The 19,030-nt window shown below is 44.4% G+C and carries 16 protein-coding genes, 1 tRNA gene and 1 pseudogene; 6 read left to right on the top strand and 12 right to left on the bottom strand.

The features are described 5' to 3' along the window. Positions 1-996, bottom strand: a pseudogene (locus tag V7K21_RS28770) (CHAT domain-containing protein); the annotation flags it as partial. 261 nt (positions 997-1,257) lie between these two features. On the opposite strand from V7K21_RS28770, the gene V7K21_RS28765 reads away from it, so the two are divergent. From V7K21_RS28765 to V7K21_RS28755, 3 genes are all read left to right on the top strand, one after another. Next, positions 1,258-1,638: an endonuclease domain-containing protein gene (locus tag V7K21_RS28765; protein WP_335131126.1), complete on the top strand. Its 381-nt coding sequence runs from the start codon at positions 1,258-1,260 to the stop codon at positions 1,636-1,638. 144 nt (positions 1,639-1,782) lie between these two features. Next, complete coding sequence (locus V7K21_RS28760; RefSeq protein ID WP_335179242.1) at positions 1,783-2,178, top strand: hypothetical protein; 396 nt, start codon at positions 1,783-1,785, stop codon at positions 2,176-2,178. Positions 2,179-2,306: 128 nt separating this feature from the next. Beyond that, positions 2,307-2,744, top strand: a complete 438-nt coding sequence (locus tag V7K21_RS28755) for a hypothetical protein (RefSeq protein ID WP_335179241.1) — start codon at positions 2,307-2,309, stop codon at positions 2,742-2,744. 262 nt (positions 2,745-3,006) lie between these two features. Here V7K21_RS28755 and V7K21_RS28750 read toward each other — a convergent pair. Next, positions 3,007-3,078, bottom strand: a tRNA-Thr gene (locus tag V7K21_RS28750). A gap of 33 nt (positions 3,079-3,111) precedes the next feature. On the opposite strand from V7K21_RS28750, the gene V7K21_RS28745 reads away from it, so the two are divergent. Next, the gene (locus V7K21_RS28745; RefSeq protein ID WP_335179239.1) at positions 3,112-3,405 is read left to right on the top strand and encodes a DUF3493 domain-containing protein; all 294 of its coding nucleotides are present in this window, start codon (positions 3,112-3,114) and stop codon (positions 3,403-3,405) included. Positions 3,406-3,619: 214 nt separating this feature from the next. Here V7K21_RS28745 and V7K21_RS28740 read toward each other — a convergent pair whose 3' ends face one another. Continuing rightward, positions 3,620-5,314, bottom strand: a complete 1,695-nt coding sequence (locus V7K21_RS28740; protein ID WP_335179237.1) for a DUF1565 domain-containing protein — start codon at positions 5,312-5,314, stop codon at positions 3,620-3,622. Between the two features lie 266 nt (positions 5,315-5,580). Here V7K21_RS28740 and V7K21_RS28735 point away from each other — a divergent pair, with 266 nt between their 5' ends. Continuing rightward, complete coding sequence (locus V7K21_RS28735; protein ID WP_335179235.1) at positions 5,581-5,814, top strand: alpha/beta hydrolase; 234 nt, start codon at positions 5,581-5,583, stop codon at positions 5,812-5,814. Here the strand turns inward: V7K21_RS28735 and V7K21_RS28730 are convergent. From V7K21_RS28730 to V7K21_RS28700, 7 genes are all read right to left on the bottom strand, one after another. Next, positions 5,811-6,008 carry a hypothetical protein gene (locus tag V7K21_RS28730; protein ID WP_335179233.1) on the bottom strand — a complete coding sequence of 66 codons (198 nt, stop codon included), beginning with the start codon at positions 6,006-6,008 and terminating at the stop codon, positions 5,811-5,813. The genes V7K21_RS28735 and V7K21_RS28730 overlap by 4 nt on opposite strands. Before the next feature lie 58 nt (positions 6,009-6,066). Then, complete coding sequence (locus tag V7K21_RS28725; RefSeq protein WP_335179231.1) at positions 6,067-6,687, bottom strand: low-complexity tail membrane protein; 621 nt, start codon at positions 6,685-6,687, stop codon at positions 6,067-6,069. 105 nt (positions 6,688-6,792) lie between these two features. Further along, complete coding sequence (gene infB, locus V7K21_RS28720) at positions 6,793-9,945, bottom strand: translation initiation factor IF-2 (protein WP_335179229.1); 3,153 nt, start codon at positions 9,943-9,945, stop codon at positions 6,793-6,795. A 490-nt stretch (positions 9,946-10,435) separates the two neighbouring features. Further along, positions 10,436-10,693, bottom strand: coding sequence for a YlxR family protein (locus tag V7K21_RS28715; protein WP_273766710.1), 258 nt, complete (start codon positions 10,691-10,693; stop codon positions 10,436-10,438). Between the two features lie 148 nt (positions 10,694-10,841). Beyond that, complete coding sequence (nusA, locus tag V7K21_RS28710; protein WP_273766709.1) at positions 10,842-12,119, bottom strand: transcription termination factor NusA; 1,278 nt, start codon at positions 12,117-12,119, stop codon at positions 10,842-10,844. A 222-nt stretch (positions 12,120-12,341) separates the two neighbouring features. Further along, a complete protein-coding gene (gene rimP, locus V7K21_RS28705) occupies positions 12,342-12,803 on the bottom strand; it encodes a ribosome maturation factor RimP (RefSeq protein ID WP_335179227.1) in 462 nt (153 codons plus the stop codon). A gap of 212 nt (positions 12,804-13,015) precedes the next feature. Further along, positions 13,016-14,488, bottom strand: a complete 1,473-nt coding sequence (locus V7K21_RS28700) for a hypothetical protein (protein WP_335179225.1) — start codon at positions 14,486-14,488, stop codon at positions 13,016-13,018. Positions 14,489-15,122: 634 nt separating this feature from the next. Here V7K21_RS28700 and V7K21_RS28695 point away from each other — a divergent pair. Next, the gene (locus V7K21_RS28695) at positions 15,123-15,824 is read left to right on the top strand and encodes a peptidoglycan-binding domain-containing protein (RefSeq protein WP_335179223.1); all 702 of its coding nucleotides are present in this window, start codon (positions 15,123-15,125) and stop codon (positions 15,822-15,824) included. 30 nt (positions 15,825-15,854) lie between these two features. On the opposite strand, the gene V7K21_RS28690 is transcribed toward V7K21_RS28695, so the two are convergent. Both V7K21_RS28690 and V7K21_RS28685 read right to left on the bottom strand, forming a co-directional pair. Then, positions 15,855-16,748 (bottom strand): SDH family Clp fold serine proteinase, encoded by an 894-nt coding sequence (locus V7K21_RS28690; protein ID WP_335179221.1) that lies wholly within the window; start codon positions 16,746-16,748, stop codon positions 15,855-15,857. Positions 16,749-17,111: 363 nt separating this feature from the next. Next, positions 17,112-18,998: a serine/threonine-protein kinase gene (locus V7K21_RS28685; protein WP_335179219.1), complete on the bottom strand. Its 1,887-nt coding sequence runs from the start codon at positions 18,996-18,998 to the stop codon at positions 17,112-17,114. Positions 18,999-19,030: the final 32 nt, after the last annotated feature.

Here is a 19,030-nt window from a genome sequence, read left to right as displayed (position 1 = left end):
ATTATTTTGCGTCATTGCCCAATCTACTGGAAAGGCGCTCCTGGTTGTAACTTCGAGTGCTTGATTATAAGCAGCGATCGCTAATTCAATATTCTCGGCTCGTTCTCCGAATATTCTGTCACCGTAAGCATTCCCCAGATTATTTTGCGTCATTGCCCAATCTACTGGAAAGGCGCTCCTGGTTGTAACTTCGAGTGCTTGATTATAAGCAGCGATCGCTAATTCAATATTCTCGGCTCGTTCTCCGAATATTCTGTCACCGTAAGCATTCCCCAGATTATTTTGCGTCATTGCCCAATCTACTGGAAAGGCGCTCCTGGTTGTAACTTCGAGTGCTTGATTATAAGCAGCAATGGCTAATTCAATATTCTCGGCTCGTTCTCCGAATATTCTGTCACCGTAAGCATTCCCCAGATTATTTTGCGTCGTTGCCCAATCTACTGGAAAGGCGCTGCGGGTGTAAACAGTGAGGGCGATTTCGTAGCCTGTAATAGCAATTTCCATGTTGTTGGCTTTGCTACCCAAAGGAAAATCGCTAATCCGATTACTCAATATAACCATCACATAGGCAATGGATTTTGCTGCATCTACTTCCGCTTCTGCTAGAGTATTTGTTGCCCAATCGTGCAATACAGCAAAAATCTGATTGAGTTTATCGGTATTTGCTGCCAGCAATGGATAAATTACTTGAGCATCGCCGTTGCTGTCTGCCGTTGCTTGCAGTATTTCTAGTAAAAATTGCCCGTAAGTCTGTATATCTTCTTCAGTGATGGGGGTAGTTTCCGGGGTGAGATATGTTGCTAGGTTTCTCAACCGATTTGCTGTATTTTCTTCTCCCTGCTGTGCAAAATCATCTGCTACTGCTGCCAACACCTGCAAAAAATCAGCATCAAGCAATTCTGTATTCGCCGCTAATATCTCTGGTTCTTCCCTATTTGGGCAATTTAGCAGGCTTTCGATTAGCTGGTAATAATCTTGTAGACGCTGTCCGTTCATGAGCAGGTGTAGTTAGACGTATCTTGATGAAGCTTCAAGAGTATTATCCTCAATTCCTGAAATAATGAGGCGGTAAAAAGTTTTAGATCCTCTTTAAAAAGGCTACGGTGTACGCGCAAGTTATTGAATTACCCCACCCTAACCCTCCCCTTATAAAGGGGAGGGAACTAGAAGATTTTCTTGTTTCCCCCCTTGTAAAGGGGGGATTAAGGGGGGTAATCCTGGGAATAATAAGCACATTCCAGGAATATGAAAACGCTAATGACAAAACTGTATAACCAAACTTCAGAAAAGCAAAAACGGCAAACTCTCAGAAACAATATGCCGCCATCTGAAAAAATAGTTTGGGCAAAACTTAAAAATCAACAAATTGAAAGCTGTAAATTTCGCAGACAATACAGTATTGACAGATTTGTAGTGGATTTTTATTCTGCGGAATTGAGACTTGCCATAGAAATTGATGGTGATAGTCACTATCAAGATGGAGTTCCAGAATACGATCGCGATCGCCAAGCATTTTTGGAATCAAAAGGTACGAGGATTTTGAGATTTACGAATCAAGAAGTTTCTCAAGATATTGATGGTGTGGTGGATAGGATTAGGAAAGTTATTTGTAGGTTGAGGGAAGTTACCCCACCCTAACCTTCCCCTTATAAAAGGGAGCCACTGCGTTGGGCGGCTTTGCCGACAATCGCCCAAGTGGCGTGAGGGAATTAGATAGATTTTGCGATCGCATTTGTAGCTTTTGCGTTCGCGTTTGTTATTTCGGCGATCGCATTTATAGCTTTGGCGATCGCATTTATAGATTTGGCGTTCGCATTTGTAGCTTCTGCGATCGCAATTGTTATTTCGGGGTTAGCATTTGTAGCTTTTGCGATCGCATTTGTGATTTCGGCGTTCGCATTTATAGATTTTGCGAACGCAATTACTATTTCGGGGTACGCATTTGCTATTTCGGCATACGCAATTGCTATTTCGGCGTACCCAATTGCTATTTCGGCGTACCCAATTGTTATTTTGGCGTACCCAATTGCTATTTCGGCGTACCCAATTGCTATTTCGGCGTACCCAATTGTTATTTCGGCGTACCCAATTGCTATTTCGGCATACGCAATTGTTATTTCAGCGTACGCATTTGCTGATTGTACTTATTCTCAAACAGCAAATCGATATGAAAAATGAGTAAAAATACAGGCAAACTCGTAATTATTTCGTTGAACTTTTAATGAAATAAATCCACAAAACTACCCATCTCAGGCAAAAGGATACTCCACTATGTTTAAAAAGGAATTATTAAAAAAGGATGTGTTATGTCTTTAAAAACTCGTGGTTCTGCTGCTATTGACAAAGCCCAACTTCGTCTCGCCTTGCTTAAATCTATTGATGAAAATCTGGATTTAGGACATGGGTTAACCATTGAAGCTTACAACCACCTAATCAACACTACCCGTGCGATCCTAGAAGCTAATAATACGCTGGTTTCCAATCTGGAAGAATCGCGTAAAACAGTAACCCAGATGGATAAAGCTCTCAGTGAAATGTCTGAACGAATGCTAAGTGGAGTTGCAACTGTCTACGGCAGAAACAGTATAGAGTATTCCAAAGCTGGCGGCTCTAATCGAAAACGAACTAAACAATCTAGTTCAAAAGTTACTCCAGTTGTAGCGGTTCTTACTACTCAACCTACTCAAGCTGCAATTGCGAATGCGTCAACTAACGGTAATGGCACAACTCCATTGCTGCAATAATCCACCTAGCTTGAAAATGGGAGTAGGGGTGTTAAATCACAGAATTCAATTCTGTTAGCGGATAGCTAAGGTTTAGCCCATTCTGGCTCCTGACTCCTGAATTCTGCTTTGATAATTTGTCACCAATACATACCGAAGCAAATTACTAGGTTTGATAACAATAATTTGTCACAACTACATCAATCTGTCACCGACGAGAAATAATTAGTCACTGTACACTTGATTTATGTCAAACTTTAGTATTGAGTAATACTTTCATCAAAGCCGATGATGGGATTTGAACCCACGGCCTGCTGATTACGAATCAGCTGCTCTACCACTGAGCCACATCGGCGTACACAATCTAAGAGTATAACATGATTTAATCATGGTAGATAAAAATCCCAAAAATCGCCTTAATCCTGAACAATATGCCAGCCTGAAAGCAGAAATAGCCGCTCCTTATCGCGGCTTCCGACAATTTATCTACATCGCTTTCGGTGCTTCTGGCTCAATTGGCGCATTTGTATTTTTTTTCCAAGTGCTTGCCGGACGGGATGTTGAGAGTGCAATGCCAAGTTTAGCTCTCCAAGTCGGAATCGTTGCTCTAATGGTCTTCCTCTGGCGCTGGGAACAGCGTCGGCAACAACGCCCCCAATCGGATAAAAATCCTAATTCTTGAAGGAAGAAATTTTAGCTGTTATTTTTTTACTGCTTTCCTTTTATACATCTTTATATTCTTTAAGTTTTCAGGCAACATTATTTGTAAACCCAATCACATTAAAATGGGGTCAGCTATATTTAAAGACCCTTAAAATTAATAAAACTCACATTAATTGCAAGCGCCAGACTGATAATTTTTTAGTCTGGCGCTTTCAATTATGCTAACTACGCATTTACTGAGCTGTTACCAAATAGGATGAAGGAATTGCTTGGGCACGTCCAGCATTGACGAGTGCCTGGTAAACAAAGGCAGCAACTTCAGCTCTAGTCGCCTGACGATTAGGATTGAGTTGCTTCGCTGTGGGATAGTTGATCACTAGTTGCCGTGCAGTTGCAGCAGCAACAGGAGCGATCGCATAATTAGGAATCTGGGCAGCATCGGTGTAAAAGGAAAGAACATTCTGATTACTCGCTGTTAACCCCAAACCATTCGCTAAAGCTACTAACGCCTGCACTCTTGGAATTTGCTGCTGTGGCTTAAAAGTCCCATCGGGATAACCAGAAACAAATTGACTCTGGTAAGCGGATTGAATTGCAGCATAAGCCCAGAAATTACTTGCTACATCCTTAAACTGAATGCTTGCGCGTTTGCTTGGTGGTGTTAAAGCTTTAGTAACAATAGTGGCAAATTGAGCGCGGGTTACAGGTTCATTGGGTTTAAAGCTGCGATCCGGAAAGCCAGCAATAATATTTTGAGAGGCTAAAGCTTCGATGTAGCTTTTTGCCCAGTAATTTGCTGGCACATCCTTAAAGGCCACAGGCCCTCCAGGAGGTACATCAACAGTTGCGGCAACAAAATCTACTGAGCCAAAAATCTTTTTGTGATCAATATCGTTGCCAACAGCGACAATTTTACCGGTTTTGGTGGCGTTGTTCACATCATAACGAGTGTTATTGCGGATAAGATTGCCACCAGGATTTTCGTTGGTGCCAAGGTCGGGTAGAGCGTTGACAGTTGCTACTAAGCCATCCCGCTTATTGTTCTGAATGACATTCTTACGCAATACGGGCTTTGCTGACTCTGAGATAAAAAGACCGTCTTGATTTTCGATGATTTGGTTTTCCACAATTTGGGGTGTGGAAGTGCCACCGATCGCTAGACCAAAACCAGTATCCTGAAATAAGTTATTCCGAATTTCTCCTTGGGCAGCTTTAGCAACTGAAATCCCGTTGCCTTTGTTTTGTACAAAGAGATTACTTTCAATTTTGGGATTGGCTGTACCCGTGACAAAAACACCCTCTCTGACACTGTTAGTAAAAGTACTGTTTTGGATAGTAGGATTAGTTGACTCCACCCACACAGCCGTACCCCGGCTATTTGGGTTGGTGACGGTGACACCAGCGATCGTGGTATCTTGGTCGGCAAGGATGGTAATGTTCTGTCTGGCAAAGGTGCGACTAGTGTAGAATCCTCCACCTGTAATCAATATTGCCTGACCTTTAGTAGCTTCATCACCCCGCAGTGTCACCCCTGGTTTAAGCGACAGAGGGAAGGTTTCGCCACTTTCCTGGTTATAGTTCCCAGGTGCTAATTGAATAACTGCACCTGTTTGGGCTTGACTGAGAGCGAAACTTATGCTCTTGTAAGGTGCAGTTGAGGTTGTACCAGCACCAGCACTATCTGCACCAGTTGCTGAATTAACGTAAATCACTGCGGCAGTTGCAGGAGCTTGCGCTGTGAGAGTTGGGGCCATACCTTCTGGGTGAGTAGCACCAGCATTAACCTCACCCGGTAGTAGTATTGACCCACTAGAAACAACAAGCATTGCCGTTAGTCCAGCTCCCACGCGTAAAGTATATCTGAGACGACTGCTAGAAAAAAGGCGAAAATTTTTCGCGAGAGAAATGTAAAAACCCCGATATTTCATTTTTTCCGTCTGTGATGTGCTGAATTAGCGTATGTTAAACAAGGTTGAAGTTAGCAGCCTTGTAGCTGCTTTAAAACCCATGCCAAACTATACTGGATGATTAGCACTGATTCAGCTAAATTCCTTAGATAGATCACAGAACTTATACATTAGTTATATTATTTTATTCATAAAACTTTACTACTATACTGTAGCGGAAGTTTCTCTACCTTTAACAAGGGGATTTTGCCCCAAGTCGTGTTAATTGAGATGGTAGCTAGATTTTCTTGCCAAGCTGTACTAAGGGTTTAGTTATTTATATACCGTCTCCCAGAGCAGATCGGCAGGCTTTACAAGCCGCGTTAGTACTTTCTGCGAGTCAAAACGGCCAGGTGTCGCTGATTGAAGTTATTAATAATTATCCCAAAAATGAAGTAGAAGTTGATGGTGATCGCTTGGAGAGTGCATACCGTCAACTTCATCGCTTGCAAACAAGCCTACAAGAGTTATTTGGTGTTTAGTAAGCTAAAGTTTCTAGAGTTTCTCTTAAATACCGTTGTACTTGCTGTTCCAAGCTAATTTCCTGTAAGTGAGCATTAGGTTCTAGTTGCCAGCGTTGAAAACCGGAACTAGTGGAGATCGCGCATTTGAGGTTATACCAAATTTCAGTATCAGCAGAAAATTGGCGATCGCTAGAAGCTGGAATTTGAGCCATAGTTTCTCATTCCTTTGTTTTAAACTTCAACGGTAACTGGGCATTGGGCATTGGTATACTACGAATCTGTATTAATCCTAAACAAGGATTGCAACAATCGGGGCACGATTTGATTAACCCGCACTCCTAAAATTGTGAAATCCTGCTTAATCTTTTCTAAAGATAATGGCTCTAATCCAGCGAATTCTGTGTCATTAGTCACCAAAACTCGCATTACACTCACAGGTATTTGTAAAAATAAATTGCTGCCCAAAAAGGCTAACCCCGCAAGCACTAGTGCAAGGCTGCGCCATTGGGGAAGAAATTTAGCTGAATTTGCGACTAATGGGGCAATTTGGTAGAGATGCCACAGCACCCAAATCGACAATACTGCTGCCACTAATGCCAGGATACGATTTAACTTTGTATTAATTAAACAGAGAATTTTTCGCTGCCGCTCAGTCAGATTTTCTGGCTTTAAGGCTATTCCTAAAAGAGCAAATATATAAAAAGGGCGACGTAACTGCATCCATAGCAGGGGGAGAATACCAATGGCGGCAACTAAGAATAGCTCCATCCAAACTGGCAAAAACCGCTCGCCTACAGACAGAAACAATAAACAGAGGACTAAAAAAACAGGCAATGTCGCCAATCCAGCAACGTGAATCCACAAAATAGGTTCAGAGCGAAATGAATGCATATTATAAAAAGTTGTGAGTTAAGAGTTAGGAGTTAGGAATTAGCAGCCTTTAACTCCTAACTCCTAATTTATCACTCCTAACTTCTAACCATTTTACCCTCAACACTATCTCGTTAAGGTGAGAGTACGGCGCTTGGTAACCATTTGATAGGCTTCGATGATGTCACCTTCAACCCAATCATTGAATTTATCCATGCCCACACCGCATTCATAACCGGCGTTGACCTCACGGGTATCTTCTTTCATCCGTTTTAGGGAGTCAAGGACGCCTTCAAAGATCACTTTACCGCCGCGTCGCACCCTGACTTTACAGTTGCGAACTAACTTGCCAGATTGAACGTAGCAACCGGCAACAGCACCACGGCCGACTGGGAAGACAGCACGGACTTCAGTTTGGCCCAAGGGTTCTTCCACCAACTCTGGTTCCAAAAGACCTTCCAAGGCATCTTGGATATCTTCCAGGAGTTTGTAGATTACGTTGTATTCCCGAACATCTACACCCGCTTCATCGGCGGCTTGTCTGGCGCCACTGGCGAAGGTGGTGTTGAAGCCAATAATCACAGCGTTACTGGCAGCTGCTAAGTCGATATCTGTCTCGGTAATTTCCCCAGCAGTAGCCAATAGCATCCGAATTTGGACTTCGTTTTGCGGGATTTGCTTCAGCGCTCCCACAATGGCTTCCACAGAACCTTGTACGTCTCCTTTCAAGATCAAGTTGAGTTCTTTCAACTCGCCTTCTTGGGCTTGAGCCGATAGGGTTGTAAGGGTAACACGACCCTGTAACAAACGGGATAGGCGTTGTCTGTCTGCGCGATCGCTAGCGAGCGCTCTGGCTTCTTTTTCGTTCTGGAAGACCTCGAACTCGTCGCCTGCTGCTGGCACATCACTTAAACCTAGTACCTCGACGGCAAAGGAAGGAGAAGCAATGTCTACTCTCTTACCTCTGTCATCCACCATCGCCCGGACTTTACCGAAAGCCGAGCCAGCTACCAGGATATCTCCCACATGCAGGGTGCCATTCTGAATTAACAGGGTAGCAACTGCTCCCTTGGCTTTATCCAGATGTGCTTCAATTACAGTTCCTTTGGCCGTACGATCTGGGTTGGCAGATAGTTCTGCAACCTCTGCTACTAGCAGAATCATCTCTAAGAGCGTATCCAGGTTTTCACCCCTGATGGCGCTCACGGGAACCATGATTGTCTCACCGCCCCAGTCTTCTGCGGTCAAACCATACTGGGTGAGTTCTTGTTTAACGCGCTCTGGCTGTGCCCCTTCTTTGTCGATTTTGTTGATTGCAACAACAATTGGCACTCCCGCGGCTTGGGCGTGGCTAATGGCTTCAATGGTTTGGGGACGGACACCATCATCAGCAGCCACTACCAATACGGCAATGTCTGTTACCCGCGCTCCTCTGGCCCGCATAGCTGTAAAGGCTTCGTGACCGGGTGTATCCAGGAAGACTATCTGTTGCGGTTTGCCCTCATGTTCCACATCCACATGGTATGCACCGATGTGTTGAGTGATACCACCAGCTTCGCCAGCAGCCACTTTTGTTTTGCGGATTGAGTCGAGCAGGGTTGTTTTACCGTGGTCTACGTGACCCATAATTGTCACGACTGGCGGACGGCGGTGGAGATATTCTAGGTCTTCTGCACCGACCATTTCCGTAATTTTCCGAGCTTCTGCTTCTGGCTCGGCGGTTTCGACTTCTATTTCTAGTTCTTTTCCTACCAGGGTAATTGTTGGAATATCCAGATTTTGGGTGATACTCACCGCCATGCCTTTAAGGAACAAGATTTTTACAATCTCTGTATCGGCAACGGCTAAAACGTCAGACAGCTCTTGCACAGTCAACGGACCTGTTACCACCACTTTTTCTGGACGGTCACGCTTTGTCTCGGCTTCTTGGCGACGGTTCTGGTGATGGTCGCGGCTAGAACCAGATTTGGAACCCGACTTTCTACTTCCTCTAGCAGTTGGGGCGCTAGCAAGGGTTGCGCCTGGCATCTGTACAGGTCGAGTCGCTTTAGGCTTGGGAGGACGGGCGATGGAAAGGCTGACTTGGACGGTGGCTGGTGAGTCGAGATCGTCATCATCCAGCAAATCTTCTTCAAACTCATCATCCAGTATCGGCTTGATCCGCTTGCCTTTGACGCCAGCTTTAGCCTTCTCTTTAACTTCGTCAATTATTTCCTCTTCTACCCACTTTTTGCCGCCTTTGGTCGGGCGTGGCGGACTTGGGCGTTTCAAATCGAGGAGATCAGGTGCAACTGGCTCATCACCCAATCCTTGAGATTTGCCTGCTATTCCTGATATCTGTCTGGGTGGAGTAGCGATCGGCATTGCGGCTGCTACAGCTTCACCTGGACGCGCTGGTCTGGGTCGTTGCCCCTCTCCCAGTTGCGATGGAGCAGACGGTCTATTGCCCCTCTGCTCTGGTCTGCTTGGCGCAGTGGTGGGACGACTTGCTCTTTGTGGTGCAGATGGTGCGGACTGGTCTGTTGGCAGTTTAGCGACTCTCGGCTTAATTTGTTCGCGATCGCCTTCAACGGGCCGTAGCCGTTGGTCGCGTTTGAGGATTGGTTTGTCTGCCTGAGATACTTGCTCATCTGCCACCTGGACAACTTCTTCCGCAGGCCTTGCTGGAGGGGCAACTAGTTGCGGTTTTTGAGGTTTTTCCGATTTCGGTCTCGGTGGAACTACTTTTTCCGGTTTTTGGGATACTATTTTTTCCGGCGCCTGATTTGGATTAGGCGTTTGTTCCAAGTCTGTGATCGTTGGTTGCTCTTGGGTCTCAGCTTGATTCCGGGGTACAGGTCGAGTTGGTGCCGTCGGCTTCATGGGTGAGACTGGTGTAGCGAAGGGCCGTGGAGGAGAGGGAGGATTAGCTTCAGACAAGGCAGCTTGGGTATTGGTAGCAAGTGACGCCTCTGGGGCGTTGGAGGTAATATTTCTCAAGATTTTGGGTTTGCGTATTTCCAAAATTTGCTGTTTGTGGGGTGCAGCAGGTCGCGAGGGTCCGCCGTTCGGTGGTGAATTTGGTTTATGGCTGGTTGTACCTAGTTCCTTTTTGGCCGACACACTCGTAGCTGGAAGCTTTTCTGCTGCCGCCCGGATGTTTTCTGCCTCGGATTCCGAAATCGTGCTGCTATGGCTTTTGACCGCAATGTCGAGCTGGTCGCAAATTGCTAGTAGCTCTTTGTTATCCAAATTCAATTCCTTTGATAATTCATAGATTCTAACTTTGCCGTTGTTCATCCACTCTTCCCCTTTAATTTACAGTTTTAGCGGATGGTTGCCTGGTTTGCGACATCTCCATCCTTGGATTACTGTTTTTAGATTGCCGTTCAGTTTTTGCCGGTGCCTCCAATCAGGAAAGAGAGATGTTTCGGTTTAATAATGGCATCCCCACCAGGAATGATGGTTGAGGGAGACCCATAAAAATTTCTTTAAAAGATTTTTATGGGAACCCTTGACGCCGAACTGCGCCTGAGCGCTACCAGGTTGCCATTTTGTAGTTTCTTGTTTTGTTGATTCTGAGTCTTCCACAACACAATCGATTACATCTTGTTCTGGGAATGTTGCCTCGCCCCTCTTAATTATTGGAGAGCCGAATGCCTTTTACACCCATTTACTATTTTGACACTAACCTTAACGATCAACAGAGCGTGTGATGAAAGCACGACTTCGGCTTTGGCACAATTCCTCTGGTGATCACTTGACAAAGTTATTCCAACTAAATTTGGTTTTACGTATTGGTGCGGGCTAGACGTTGCGACAAGCTTTGGTACAGTGTTTCTGGCACTGATGCATGTAGCGATCGCCCTAGTCGATTTTTTTTTTGAGCCGCTTGTAAGCAGCTCGTTTCTGGACAAATATAGGCAGAACGCCCCATGCCCTGATCTAATTGTACCTTTCCCGATGGAAAGACGCGGACAATCCGCCAAAACTCATCTTTTGACCCTACTCTGCGGCAACTAATACAGCGCCGATAATTTGGTTTCATCGGTTCTCTGCGATCTCAGTCCAGGATTTGGGATGTAAAAAGAAGTTTATTATTACTATTTTTTACTTATACCAAATAGCCTTTTAGAAAATAATCCTTGAGACTGAGACTACAATCAACAGTATCAAAACTTTACAAAATTAATCAATTATTCATCATCGTTAGTGTCAAAAGTATCCTCCTCTTCTAATTCGTCCTGATTTTCATCTAACTCTTCTTCCTCGAAGTCAAGATCATCTTCCTCTGATTGATATTTTGTTCTTACAGCTATAAATTTGGCATCCTCTCCTGCATAGTCATACTTAGCTTTGTCTTTAATGTCAATTTTCCAACCAGTCAGGCGGGCTGCCAAACGGACATTTTGTCCCTCTTTCCCTATGGCCAAACTTAGTTGATCTTCAGCCACTAGTACGTGAGTTTGTCGGGAATCTGGGTCCATTAGGCGTACTTCATCCACGCGGGCTGGACTTAAGGCATTAGCAATATATGTTGCTGGGTCTGGCGACCAGCGAATTACATCTATTTTTTCACCGCGTAATTCGTTGACTACCACTTGAATTCGCGATCCCCTGGCTCCAATACAAGCGCCAACTGGGTCTACATCGCGATCAAGAGTATCTACTGCTATTTTAGTCCGGGGACCGACATAACGGGAAGGGGGGTTTGCCTCCCTAGCTACGGCAACAATCCGTACCACTTCATCTTCGATTTCTGGGACTTCGTTGGCGAAAAGATAAACTACCAAACCAGCATCAGCACGAGACACAAGCAACTGTGGTCCTCGTTGCTGACCTTGAGATACTTTTTTAAGATATACCTTGAAGGTGGCATTTGCCCGATAATTATCATTGGGCAGCTGTTCGCGCTTGGGTAATTCGGCTTCTACTTCTGGCTGACCAAAGCCACTGCTAACTGCTAGAACCACTGATTGCCGTTCAAACCGCAGGACTCTTGCTTGCAGGACAGTTCCTTCCAAGTCTTGGAACTCTTCTTGTACCATTTGGCGCTGTTGATCCCGTAATTTTTGCGCCAGTACCTGCTTGGTTTGCATCGCCGCCATCCGACCAAATTCTCCTTGGTCAGGGGTAACATCCAGCACCACAGAGTCTCCTAACTGCGCTTCGGGAGCTACTTGTTGAACTTCGTCTAGGGAAATCTGGTGGTCTGTGTTATTGACTTCTTCGACAATGGTTTTGGTAGAAAGAACGCGAAATCCTTCTCCTTCAATATCGAGTTCTACTTCAAAATTCTCAAAATAATCTTCATCAAACTGTTTGCGCTCTAAATTTTGGGCGCGACGATAACGTTCGTAGCCTTTGACTAGTGCTTCTCTAATAGCTGATTGAACCGCAAGCCGGGGTAAATTCCGTTCGCGACTTATACTTTCAATTAATTCTTTTAATCCAGGTAAAGTAACCATTGACATAAGCAATCTCCTTTAAAAATTAGGGAGTGGGGAACTCGGGGCCCCTAAAGGGGATAAGGGGTAATGGGGATTGAAAACTACACATTAGATAGAGCTAGGGATTAGAGAATAGCTTTACACTAGCCCCTAATCTCTAGCCCTTAGTTCATAACCTCTAGCCCCTAATCTTTAGCCTTGAGCCAAGGTGCTCTAGTCTCTCGCTCCTAAGCCCTAGCCCTTTGTTTATCGGCGCTCGTCTAACTGCACCTTAGTAATTAGGGAGCAGGGAATTTCGACTACACGACCTTTTTGGTTTAAGTAAACTGCTGTCTCATCCCGGCGAATCAACTGACCAGCCCACTCTTGTTGTCCGTCGTAGGGGGGCGTTGTGGAGACGATGACAGGAAATCCTTTAAAGGAAATAAATTCCCTGTCTGTTACCAGTTGCCGGGAAATACCAGGACTGGACACTTCCAAGACATAGGCATCTGGAACGATTTGGGCAGCATCTAAGGAGGCTTCTAAAGCACGGCTCATCCTCTCACAATCATTCAACCCAGTGTCTTGCTCAGGATTGCGAATGTCTACCCGCAACACTGGTGGACTTTGGTTAGTGTGAAAAACCACGCCAACCACTTCCAATCCCAGATATTCTGCCACTGGTGTCGCCAAATCAATAATTTGTGGAACTAAAGGATGAGTCATGAGAGAATTCAATAAAAAAAGTGGGCATCGACCCACTTCCTGCGATAGATATATCTTTCAAGAAGTCTTGTGACGAACCAATGATGATTCGCCTAATTCGAGTTTAGCGCATTTCTTTTATAGTCGTGCATTGGGCATTGGGCAATTCAATTTTGGATTTTGGATTGACGATTTTGGATTAAGTTTCAATTCTTTAATCCAAAATCTAAAATCTAAACTTCTTGCTCCCCTGCTCTGTACCCTTCCCGTATTTTGGGGAGAGTAGTACCTTTATCCACTACTGCTGGAACTGATACTTGTGTTCGTAGCTGACGGGTTTGCTCGATAATTTGATCTATGTCTTCTTGGGATAAACGCTGAACATAGTTGAGTTTGATTTCCTCTAAAAAGTCAAAAAGTAAACTCTGAATTTCTGAAAGTACATGTTTTTCCTTTATTTCAGATCCTAAGGCGTTGCCGAAGCTTTGTACCAGTTGACTGGTGAGTTTTGCTCCTACAGGGTCTTCAACAGCACTAACTAAAGTTTTGTAAAGATTAGTTGTAATTTGGGTCGCCAGTTGTTCACTTAACTGGGTTTGGGCTTGTCCCACGCCAGGGAGGTTCTGGAGGTTGCGATAGACGGGGACTTGATGAAAGACGGTTTCGATGTTGTGGCACAAAATGGCAACGATCGCAGGTTGAATTTTGGGTAGCACTTGGTAGACAATTGTTTTTATCAAAAGACCTGCGATCGCTTCCACTTCATTCACATTATTAATATCTATGTAGGGACGTAAATTTTCCTGTTGTGAGAGCCAGCGCGTTAACTCACCTCGCTGAATTGAACCCTGAATCTGATTAATTACCCTTACCACTACAATTTCTGTGAGTTCTTCGGCAAAATTGGCGACAATCCCCTGATTAATTTGCTTTCGCACTGGATGCAACTCCAATAACCGCGCTTGATCAAGGCGAATTAATACAGGTATGATTCGCAACCCCCGCCAAAATGGCAGTAATAAAAATAAATCATACCAACGCCACAATACTGCTTCCAACCAGCTAAAACCAGGATGTTGGCGTCTGAGAAGGAAGGTACGCCCCAGCAATTCTACGCCAAATAAAATTACAAAGGGTAAGTCAACTTCCCAGAAATTATCAACAAATTCGCCATTTTCACCGATTTGGCGGTAGTAGTTAGAGGCAATCAAAGGGCGGATGCTCTGGTTAAAAAAATTAATTTCTTTAACCCAGCCATTTTGTGATATATAAGGCTGACTCCAAAAAGTGGCAAAGGACTGTTTTGCTGATTCGTTACCGATGTGCGATCGCATACGCTTTTTGATTTTTTCTAGAGTACCACTCTTGTTCACTCCCGCAAATGGGTTAGTGTCAATCATCTCATTGCTCAGACGCCTTATTTCCTCTAGCCTGCTATTTACCTGAGGCGACTGTAATCCTGTTTGGCTAACTTGTTCTTCTAATGCCTTTACTAGTTCTAAATAATTTTTCGTCTCTCGATGGGGTTCAATACCTTTTATTGGGTCATAAATCTCAATAATTTGGGGAAGTTTTCGCAAGTAGAAATCTCGCCAAGGTACGTAACTTAAATCAAACAAAACTAAACCTAAATTTACGGTGGCAGTAATTGCCATAAATTTTTCAAACCAAAGATTCCGCTGCTTAGAAGATTTTATATTTTTCATTCCTTGTAATATATTATACTACTAGTGGATATTTGGAATATAGCGTTTCTCGTTTGCATCCAATACACTCTGACCTCACTTCCATTCTTCTCTCCTCAAAGGAGGAGCCACTGCGTTGGGGAGCCAGCGCTCTGGAGAGGGGGGTTTACCACGCCACTTTACGGCAGTTGCTTCTCCTTTGAGAGACGCGCAAGGGACAAGTTGGAAAACCGCTTAGGCACACTGCCTCCATTAGAACTCTTAACCCGTCCACCGCAGTGGCTTCCTATGAGCGACTGGCGTCCGATGCCGAAGCTTTGAATCTTACTCCCCAACGCTACAAGGGTTGGGGCTGTTCTTGTTTGGTCTGTATTCAACTCAACTCAGAAGCGCATAAATGTACGCCCCTACTTTAATTTAGTGTTCAAGGAGTGTATTCGATTCAAATGATAACCGCTGTATCTCTGCTCATACAAGATACTTCTTTCGATGGATGACACAAATAAATTTTTGTAGGTTTATTCAGATTTGACAAAAATAAATCATAAATTATTCAAAAATCATTAAAAAATAGCGAAAAAAGTTATTAAACAAACTTAAAATGCAGCTGTTAACCTTTAGAATCCTGCTGATTTAATCCAAAGGAGTTTTAAATATGTGGTGTGGGTTTGGAAAATCAAGCGCGACTTTTGCAGCTACCTGCCTGATAACTGCTAGTTTGGTAATTGCAGACACAGGTTTCGCGGCCTCTCAACGTAGCTATACGCCACAGCAATTTCGTGCTGTGTTGCGAGGATTAGGCTATAACGTCAAGGTAACAAATACGCCTTTGACGGATGATCAAACTAAAAAGGCAATTCGTGAATTTCAAACGGGGTATAAGCTACAACCAGTTGATGGGATAGCAGGACGAAAAACCCAAGATTTTGCTGCTAACATCATAAAAATTCTGCAAACAAATTTGAATGCAGTGGTGAAGCCAAATCCTCCCCTTCCCCGCGATTATTTTTATGGTTCCCGCACCGAAGCAGTGGTGAAGGAGTATCAGAAGAAATATCAGTTGCAAGAAACTGGAATTGCTAATTTAGCACTCCGCCAAAAGCTGAACGAAGAAGCAAAGACAGTCTTCAGTCAGCCGACAGCTACACCGACGCCTACGCCAAGAACTACGCCAAGAACTACGCCAACAGCTACGCCAAGAACTACGCCAAGAACTACGCCAAGAACTACGCCAACAGCTACGCCAACAGCTACGCCAACAGCTACGCCAACAGCTACGCCAACAGCTACGCCAACAGCTACGCCAACAGCTACGCCAACATCTACGCCAACAGCTACGCCAACATCTACACCCTAGACGTCACAAAAAAATTCCTACCCCAAAGTCTCAAATAATTTGATTTGGTTCTTCTAAGGGTCTGCCCTTGGGTGTAGGTAGAATTGGCCGGCGGTCATTGTAAGGCATAGGAATGTACTGGACGCTGGGTCGCCCTCCTTGTGGCAGTGGGTACAAATCCATGAGATCATAAATAGAATGGGGCAGTCCGACAGTTACGGGCAGCCCCATTTCTGTTGCTTCCTCAATAGTGGTGGGATAGTCGTGGGTGACGCGCCCGGTTGTCAAGGCTTCGATAATTGATTCAATATTTTCTGGCAAAACTTTTTGTTTGGGTATGCTGTCTTTAAGCAGAGTCCGTACAAATCGCTGTACTTGCCCAATTGCTTTGCGTGAGAGGTCGGCCATAATTAGGGTTTGGTCATCAATCTCACCAATAGGTTTATCTTCAACAACTTTCAGGATACTCGCTGCGGGGTAATTACCCAATTGGGGATCAACTGGCCCTAAGACAGCGTTAGCATCCATAATAATTTCATCAGAGGCGAGGGCAAGCATAGTACCGCCGCTCATGGCGTAGTGAGGTACAAAGACTGTAACTTTTGCCTGGTGGCGAATTAATGCTCTGGCGATTTGTTCGGTAGCCAAAACCAAACCACCAGGAGTGTGCAAAATTAAGTCAATCGGCACATCTGGGGGTGTGAGGCGAATTGCTCGCAGTATCTGTTCTGAGTCTTCGATAGTAATGTAGCGAGATAAGGGAATTCCCAGAAAGCTAATAGACTCTTGGCGGTGAATCAGCAAAATCACTCGACTTTTGCGTTCCTGCTGGAATTCTTGTAAAGCACGCAAGCGCCGATATTCTATTTGACGTTTTTGCCAAAGGGGTTGCAAAGAAGTGACAAGGAGGAAAATCCAGAGGAAATCACCGATACCAAAGCCCATAAAATTTATTGTTCAAAAATAACGGTTGTCGTCATTCTTGTCACAAGTTTTAGACGATCGCAGTTCTATCTGTAGGCTAAAAGTATCTAATCAGACCAAGCAAAAAGATTCGGAATTCCGAATTACTCTCTTCTCTGCGAGACGCTTTGCGTAGCTTGCTTCTCCGTAGGAGTACGCAGGTAAAGCCTTCTCTACGAAAGGCTGCGCCAACGGCATGGCTTCGCTTATGGACTGACAAAAAATAAATTATCCAAAATTATTTGTACATTTGTAGGGGATGTTGGCCTTGCGCCCCTACGATGGGATATTTTTTTAACTGGAAGTCCCTCAGAGCAACGTAAGAGCGTCATTAGGAATTATTTATTATCCTCGTCGCCAAATCTTGATAGTATCGTCATCACCACCGCTGACTAGGGTTTGGCCATTGGGACTGAAGGCGACGCATCTAACATAGTTGGAATGCCCTATAAGTGTGCTGATTTCTCTGCCACTGTGTACGTGCCATAGTTTGATAGTGTTATCCCAACTGCCACTAGCCAGAAGTTCCCCATTCTGGCTAAAGGCGACTGACCAAACTGAATTAGAATGACCAACGAGAGTACGAATTTCTCTGCCTGTATTTACATGCCATAGTTTAATGGTGTTATCACCACTGCCACTGGCGATAATTTCCCCATCCTGGCTAAAGGCGATAGAGTTGACGAAGAAAGAATGGCCTAATAATGTGGAAATGTTTCTGCCTGTGTATACTTGCCATAGTTTGATGGTGTAGTCATTACTACCACTAGCCACAAGCTGTCTATCTTTGCTATTCGTTGTCAGCGTTCTCGGAGAGTAGGCGACTGAAGAAACTGAGTCAGAATGACCTATGAGAGTTTGGATTTCTATGCCTGTGTGTACCTGCCATAGTTTAATTGTGCAGTCAGCACTGCCACTAGCTAGGAACTTGCCATCTGGACTAAAGGCAACGGAATTCACCCAATTTGCATGACCAACGAGAGTACGAATTTCTTTGCCTGTGTTTACATCCCACAATTTGATTGTATTATCCCAACTACCGCTAGCCAAGATTCCCCAGTTCAGGTCTGCAACTTTCGCAGATTTGCCAGACTTTCCTTGATAAGAAAGATTTGGAGAGATTGGGGTAAAGGCGACGGAATGAACCATACTGGAATGACCAGAAAACCAACGACCCACTTGACGCACTAGCTTGCCAGTACCCACTTGCCAAAGTTTAATAGTATGGTCATTACTGCCACTAGCAATCAATTGCCCGTTTGGGCTAATGGCGATCGCATGAACCATACTAGAATGACCTTTGAGGGTCTGTATGCATTGCCAGTTATGCTGATTTAATACAACAGGTGGAGGTGGTTTAAGTCTAAGCGTTCTCACTAAGTTAGGTGTTACCAAAGGTACATTTGTTGCATCAGATCCCAATAAATCCAACCACTCCTGCACAGACTGGGGACGATAGGTTGACTCCAGATCCATGCCGCACATAATAGCCTGATTGACTCTGTTGCTGATGTTAGGATTAAAATATTGTGGTGGTTCTAAATTAATATTGTGACGTCTATCATCTGCACTCGTCGGTATAACGGCGGTAAGCAAATTATACAAGGTAGCAGCTAAGGCGTAGATATCAATGTATTCTCCTCGTGGTGCTTCTGATTCATACTGCTCAGGTGGGGCAAAACCAGGAGTGCGATACACTGTATGCCTTTGAATCATATTAGGAATAAATTCTCTAGCGATGCCAAAGTCTATCAGCACTGCTTCTGATTTATCCATGCGGATCATAATATTACGTGGTTTCAAATCCCGATGCAGCAGTCCTTTAGAATGAATTAGCGTCAAAGCGTCGCCAATTTGGCGGATGTACAGTAGCGCTTCTACTTCTGATAGTACCCCCATCCGTCTCAAGTACTGTCCTAAGTCTTCGCCTTCAATGTACTCCATCACCATGCAGGGCAAATTTCCCTCATCGAAGATAGTTTCTATCTGTACTATATGAGGATGGTGACACACAGCTAGCCGAACTGCTTCATCACGGAAGTCTTGCCGTAACTTGTTTCGGTGGAGTATCCAGGCAGGGTGGTTCAGGATTTCTTCTTTGAGGGTTTTAATTACTCGCAGTTGATTTTGTTGATTTCTGGCAAGGTAAGTAATGCCAATTCCGCCTTCACCTAGTTGGCTTTCAATAATGTAACGTCCCCCGAATAAAGACTTTCTTGCATTCCACACCATTAGTAATATTTGACAATTGCTGGTATTTATTT

Source organism: Nostoc sp., from assembly GCF_036919595.1.
Taxonomy (GTDB): domain Bacteria; phylum Cyanobacteriota; class Cyanobacteriia; order Cyanobacteriales; family Nostocaceae; genus Nostoc.
The sequence above is the reverse complement of the archived record's forward strand: the minus strand, read 5'-3'. Positions and strand labels throughout refer to the sequence as shown.

Excerpts from the sequence above, each read along its gene's own strand:
- V7K21_RS28765 (WP_335131126.1), top strand. The coding sequence starts at position 1,258 with ATGACAAAACTGTATAACCAAACTTCAGAAAAGCAAAAACGGCAAACT.
- V7K21_RS28755 (WP_335179241.1), top strand. The coding sequence starts at position 2,307 with ATGTCTTTAAAAACTCGTGGTTCTGCTGCTATTGACAAAGCCCAACTT.
- V7K21_RS28745 (WP_335179239.1), top strand. The coding sequence starts at position 3,112 with ATGGTAGATAAAAATCCCAAAAATCGCCTTAATCCTGAACAATATGCC.
- V7K21_RS28740 (WP_335179237.1), bottom strand. The coding sequence starts at position 5,314 with ATGAAATATCGGGGTTTTTACATTTCTCTCGCGAAAAATTTTCGCCTT.
- V7K21_RS28730 (WP_335179233.1), bottom strand. The coding sequence starts at position 6,008 with ATGGCTCAAATTCCAGCTTCTAGCGATCGCCAATTTTCTGCTGATACT.
- V7K21_RS28725 (WP_335179231.1), bottom strand. The coding sequence starts at position 6,687 with ATGCATTCATTTCGCTCTGAACCTATTTTGTGGATTCACGTTGCTGGA.
- infB (WP_335179229.1), bottom strand. The coding sequence starts at position 9,945 with ATGAACAACGGCAAAGTTAGAATCTATGAATTATCAAAGGAATTGAAT.
- V7K21_RS28715 (WP_273766710.1), bottom strand. The coding sequence starts at position 10,693 with ATGAAACCAAATTATCGGCGCTGTATTAGTTGCCGCAGAGTAGGGTCA.
- nusA (WP_273766709.1), bottom strand. The coding sequence starts at position 12,119 with ATGTCAATGGTTACTTTACCTGGATTAAAAGAATTAATTGAAAGTATA.
- rimP (WP_335179227.1), bottom strand. The coding sequence starts at position 12,803 with ATGACTCATCCTTTAGTTCCACAAATTATTGATTTGGCGACACCAGTG.
- V7K21_RS28700 (WP_335179225.1), bottom strand. The coding sequence starts at position 14,488 with ATGAAAAATATAAAATCTTCTAAGCAGCGGAATCTTTGGTTTGAAAAA.
- V7K21_RS28695 (WP_335179223.1), top strand. The coding sequence starts at position 15,123 with ATGTGGTGTGGGTTTGGAAAATCAAGCGCGACTTTTGCAGCTACCTGC.
- V7K21_RS28690 (WP_335179221.1), bottom strand. The coding sequence starts at position 16,748 with ATGGGCTTTGGTATCGGTGATTTCCTCTGGATTTTCCTCCTTGTCACT.
- V7K21_RS28685 (WP_335179219.1), bottom strand. The coding sequence starts at position 18,998 with ATGGTGTGGAATGCAAGAAAGTCTTTATTCGGGGGACGTTACATTATT.